This window comes from Pseudomonas sp. GM84 (assembly GCF_000282535.1).
Taxonomy (GTDB): Bacteria; Pseudomonadota; Gammaproteobacteria; order Pseudomonadales; family Pseudomonadaceae; genus Aquipseudomonas.
The window spans coordinates 1-4,537 of sequence record NZ_AKJC01000273.1 but is presented as its reverse complement, the minus strand read 5'-3'; the positions used below and the strand labels follow the sequence as shown (position 1 = coordinate 4,537).

The 4,537-nt window shown below is 63.5% G+C and carries 5 protein-coding genes; all 5 read right to left on the bottom strand.

What is annotated here, in order from left to right:
* Nucleotides 1-34 precede the first annotated feature (34 nt).
* On the bottom strand, nt 35-412 hold the full coding sequence (locus tag PMI38_RS20710) for a response regulator (protein ID WP_008098194.1): 378 nt from the start codon (nt 410-412) through the stop codon (nt 35-37).
* Nucleotides 413-459: 47 nt separating this feature from the next.
* The gene (locus tag PMI38_RS20705) at nt 460-1,686 is read right to left on the bottom strand and encodes a hybrid sensor histidine kinase/response regulator (protein ID WP_008098193.1); all 1,227 of its coding nucleotides are present in this window, start codon (nt 1,684-1,686) and stop codon (nt 460-462) included.
* Nucleotides 1,680-2,255, bottom strand: a complete 576-nt coding sequence (locus PMI38_RS20700; protein ID WP_008098191.1) for a chemotaxis protein CheB — start codon at nt 2,253-2,255, stop codon at nt 1,680-1,682. Before PMI38_RS20700 ends, PMI38_RS20705 begins: the two co-directional genes overlap by 7 nt.
* Nucleotides 2,252-3,073: a CheR family methyltransferase gene (locus PMI38_RS20695; protein ID WP_008098190.1), complete on the bottom strand. Its 822-nt coding sequence runs from the start codon at nt 3,071-3,073 to the stop codon at nt 2,252-2,254. The genes PMI38_RS20700 and PMI38_RS20695 overlap by 4 nt, the downstream gene beginning before the upstream one ends.
* Nucleotides 3,070-4,537, bottom strand: a 1,468-nt coding sequence (locus tag PMI38_RS20690) for a response regulator (protein ID WP_008098188.1), incomplete at its 5' end; no start/stop codon positions are given. The genes PMI38_RS20695 and PMI38_RS20690, both read right to left, overlap by 4 nt.

Below are 4,537 nucleotides of genomic sequence, written 5' to 3'. Positions count from 1 at the left end.
GGGTGCCGGCTTGCCGGCGATAGGGCCGGTAGATTCAGCGCAAAAGGGCCTGAATCTGCTGGTGCAGGGTATCCAGGTCAAACGGCTTGGCCAGGATCGGCGCCTTGCGCGCGATCGGGCTGCCCGACTCGATGATCTCCGCCGGATACCCACTGATGAAGATCACCTTCAAGTCCGGTCGCAACTTCACGGCAGGCTCGGCAATCTCCACCCCGGAAATCCCGCCCGGCAGGCGAAAATCCGTCACCATCAGGTCCAGGTGCGGCTTGCTCGCCAGGATCGCGAACGCCTGCTCGCCGTCTTCGGCCACCAGCACGTGGTAGCCCTCGCCGGCCAGGTAGTCGCGCAGGATCATGCGAATCGCCGGCTCATCCTCGACCACCAGTACCACGTCTTGTGCATCTTCACTCATGACTACAACGCCTTGAAATTCATACAGTTGGCCATCTGACCCCAGGCTTATGCAGAGGTTGCCCGCGCCTGGTCGTTTTGTTCTGCCGGTGTCACCAGTGGCAACAGGAGGCTGAAGGTTGCACCCTTGCCCTCCTCGCTGTCGACCAGGATACGCCCGCCATGGGCCTGGACGATCTGTTCCGAGATATACAGCCCCAGGCCCAGGCCATTGCTGGCCTGCTGCGCCGCCACCCGCTCGAACTGCTGGAAGATCCGCTGCTGGTTGGCGGCACTGATGCCGATACCCTGATCCTGCACTTGCACCCAGGCCATGCCCTCCTGGGCGAACACCCTTACCTGCACCGGGCGCCGTTCGCCATAGCGCAATGCATTGGACAACAGGTTGGCCAGTACTTGTTCAATCCGAAACTCGTCCCACGCGCCTTGCAGCGCCTCGCAGCACTGCAGCTCGATGTGGGTCTCCAGCGCCGTGGCCTGGGCAGCGAAATTCTCCACCAGGGCGCGGGCCAACTGGCCAAGGTCGAACGGTTTCGGCCGCAGCGACAGCTTGCCGGTACGGATGCGCGACACATCGAGCATGTCTTCGATCAGCCGGATCAGGCTGTTGATCTGCCGCTCGTCGCGCTCGACCATGGCCTGCAACTTGTCGGCGCTGAACGCCTCGAGGTTGCCACGGGCCAGGTGCATCTTGCGCAACTGGGTTTCCAGGATCAGGCCGTTGAGCGGCGTGCGCACTTCGTGGGAAACGATCGACATGAAGTCGTCGCGCATGCGCACCGCATGTTCCAGTTCACCCTGCGCCACCTGCAACTGGGCCAACAGTTGCTCCTGCTGCTGACGGCTGTGCTCCAGGGCCTGCAACTGCCGGTCGAGCACCTTGCGCTGGCGGTACAGGTCGACGAATACCGACACCTTGCTTTTCACCGCCATGGTGTCGAGGGGCTTGTGCAGGAAGTCCACCGCACCGCTCTCGTAGCCCTTGAAGGCGTAGTTCATCTCGCGGCCGGCCGCCGTGACGAAGACGATCGGGATATTGCGGGTCTTTTCCGTGCCGCGCATCAATTCGGCCAGCTCGAAACCGTTCATGCCCGGCATTTGCACATCGAGGATGGCCAGGGCGAATTCGTGCTCAAGCAACAGCGACAATGCCGCTTCAGCCGACTGGGCCTGGTGCACCTCGCGGCCTTCGCCCTGGATCAGGGCGTCGAGGGCCAGCAGGTTTTCCGGCAGATCGTCGACGATCAGCAGTTTGGCGGTGGTGAGGCTTAGCATGCGCTGGATTCCAGGGTGGCGAGCAACTGCTCGATCCCGCTCAGAGAAAGTATATGGTCGGGTCGATGCAGGGCCAGGGCGGCCTCCGGCATCAACGCCACCTGTGCATCGCGGGGGTCCTGGACCACGGTCCGGCCGCCGCTGTTCTTGATGTAGGCAAGGCCTGCGGCGCCGTCTTCGTTGGCCCCGGTGAGGAGGATGCCGAGCAGGCCGTCGCCATAGGCATCGGCCGCCGACATGAACAGGTAATCGATCGCCGGGCGGGAGAAATGCACCGGGTCTTCCTGGCTCAGCGACAGGCTCAAGTCGGCTTCCACCGACAGGTGGTAGCGGGGCGTGGCCACGTAGATCTGGCCGGGGGCGATGGCCTCCTTGTCATGCGCCTCGCTCACCGGCCGGTGTACCCGCCGCTGCAGCACTTCAGCCAACTGGCTGTGGCGGTCATCGGGCAGGTGCAGGACGCACAGCACCGGCGTGGCGAACGCCGCCGGCAAGCCACCGAGCACCTGCAACAGGGCCGCCACGCCGCCCGCCGAAGCACCGATCACGATCGCACGTACGCCGTTCATGATTTGCGGTAGATCCGTTCAGGCTTGACCAGCGGCTCGAAGCGCTCGCTGTAAGCGGAGAAATCCACCGACTCCTTGCTGCCCAGCACCAGGAAACCGCGATGGCACAAGGACTCATGGAACAAGCCCAGGGCCCGGTCCTGCAGTGCCTTGTTGAAATAGATCAGCACGTTGCGGCAGGACACCAGCTGGGTTTCGGAGAACACGCTGTCAGTGGCCAGGCTGTGGTCGGCGAAGGTCACGTTGTCGCGCAGGCTGCTGTCCATGATGGCGTTGCCATAGGCGGCCGTGTAGTACTCGGAAAAGTCCCGACGGCCGCCGGCGCGGCGGTAGTTTTCCTCGTACTCGCGCATGCTCTGCATCGAGTAGATACCCTGCTTGGCCTTGTCCAGCGAGCGTGGGTTGATGTCGGTGGCATAAATGATGGTGCGTTCGAGCAGGCCTTCTTCGCGCAGCAGGATGGCCATCGAATACACCTCCTCCCCGGTGCTGCAGCCGGCGATCCAGATCTTGATCGACGGCCAGGTACGCAGCAGCGGGACCACCTCGTTTCGCAACGCCAGGAAGTGGCTGGGGTCGCGGAACATCTCGCTCACCGGGATCGTCAGGAACTGCAGCAGCTGCATGAACATGCCCGGGTCGTGCAGCACCCGCTCCTGCAGGGCCGACACCGTGTGGCACTCGAACTGGCGCAGCGCATGAAGGATCCGGCGCTTGATCGAGGCGCCGGAATAATCGCGAAAATCGTAGCTGTACTTGAGGTAGATCGCCTCGATCAGCAGCCGGATCTCGATGTCGGTGTTGCGTTCGCTAGTCAAATTCGCTCCAGTTGCGGCAGCCATACGCGGATCAACGAGAACAGACGGTCCAGGTCGATCGGTTTGGCCAGGTAATCATTGGCACCGGCCTGCAGGCAACGCTGCTGGTCGTCCTTCATGGCCTTGGCGGTCACGGCAATGATCGGCAGTTTGCGCCAGCGCGGTTGCTGGCGAATCAGCCGGGTGGCCTCGAAACCGTCCATTTCCGGCATCATCACATCCATCAGCACCAGGTCGATGTCGTCGTGCTGCTCCAGGCGCTCGATGGCCTCGCGCCCGTTGCGGCCGATCTCGACGATCGCGCCCTTGTGCTCCAGGGCACTGGTGAGGGCGAAGATGTTGCGCACATCGTCATCCACCAGCAGTATCTTGCGGCCTTCGAACACCTTGTCGCGACTACGCGCGGTCTTGAGCATGCGTTGACGCTCATGGGACAGCTGCGATTCGACTTTGTGCAGAAAAAGCGTCACTTCATCGAGCAGCCGCTCGGGGGAGCGGGCGCCCTTGATGATGATCGAGCGCGAATACTTGAGCAGCTCGGTTTCTTCTTCACGGGTCAGGTTGCGCCCGGTGTAGACGATGACCGGCGGGAAGGCCCGGATGTCCTCGGCGGTCATGCGCTTGAGCAGCTCGTTGCCGAGCATGTCCGGCAGCTTGAGGTCGATGATCATGCAGTCGTAGACGTTCTCGCGCAGCAGCGCCAGGGCTTCCTGGGCCATGGCCACGGCGGTGATCTCGACATCGTCGTCGCCGATCAGGCGGGCGATGCTCTCACGCTGCAGGTCATCGTCCTCGACCAGCAAAATGTGCTTGAGCTTCTGCGTCAGCTTCGCTTCCAGGCGGGCGAACACTTCCTTGAGCTGTTCACGGCTGGTCGGCTTGACCGCGTAACCGACCGCGCCCATGTGCATGGCCGCTTCGACACGGTCTTCGACCGAAATGATGTGCACCGGGATGTGCCGGGTGCCTGCCAGCTCCTTGAGGCGCTGCAGCACGGTGAGGCCGGAATGGTCGGGCAGGCGCATGTCCAGCAGGATCGCATCGGGGATGAACTGCGCCGCCAGGGCGAAGCCTTCGTCCGCGCCCTGGGCCACCAGGCAGCTGTAGCCCAGCTCGTGGGCCAGGTCGAAGAGGATGCGGGCAAAGTTCGGCTCGTCCTCGATCACCAGGATGCAACGGTTGCCGAAGGGTGCCCGCTCACGGTCGTCGGCGAAGGCCAGTGGCGGCAGCTTCGGCGCAGGTGATGCGGGCACCTGGGGCGCGGGCGGCAGTGTATCGACCGTCGGGCGCAGGCTCAGGGCCTCGACCTCTTCGGCTTGCGCCTCAAAGCGCTCCGGCAGGATCAGGCTGAACACGCTGCCTTGGCCGGGACTGCTGTCGACGCTGATCTGCCCACCCAGCAAGTGCGCCAGATCACGGGAAATCGACAGGCCCAGGCCGGTGCCGCCATAACGGCGGGGGGTG

Bases quoted from the DNA above. Each gene is read 5' to 3' on its own strand.
- PMI38_RS20700 (WP_008098191.1), bottom strand. From the start codon at position 2,255: ATGAACGGCGTACGTGCGATCGTGATCGGTGCTTCGGCGGGCGGCGTG.
- PMI38_RS20710 (WP_008098194.1), bottom strand. From the start codon at position 412: ATGAGTGAAGATGCACAAGACGTGGTACTGGTGGTCGAGGATGAGCCG.
- PMI38_RS20705 (WP_008098193.1), bottom strand. From the start codon at position 1,686: ATGCTAAGCCTCACCACCGCCAAACTGCTGATCGTCGACGATCTGCCG.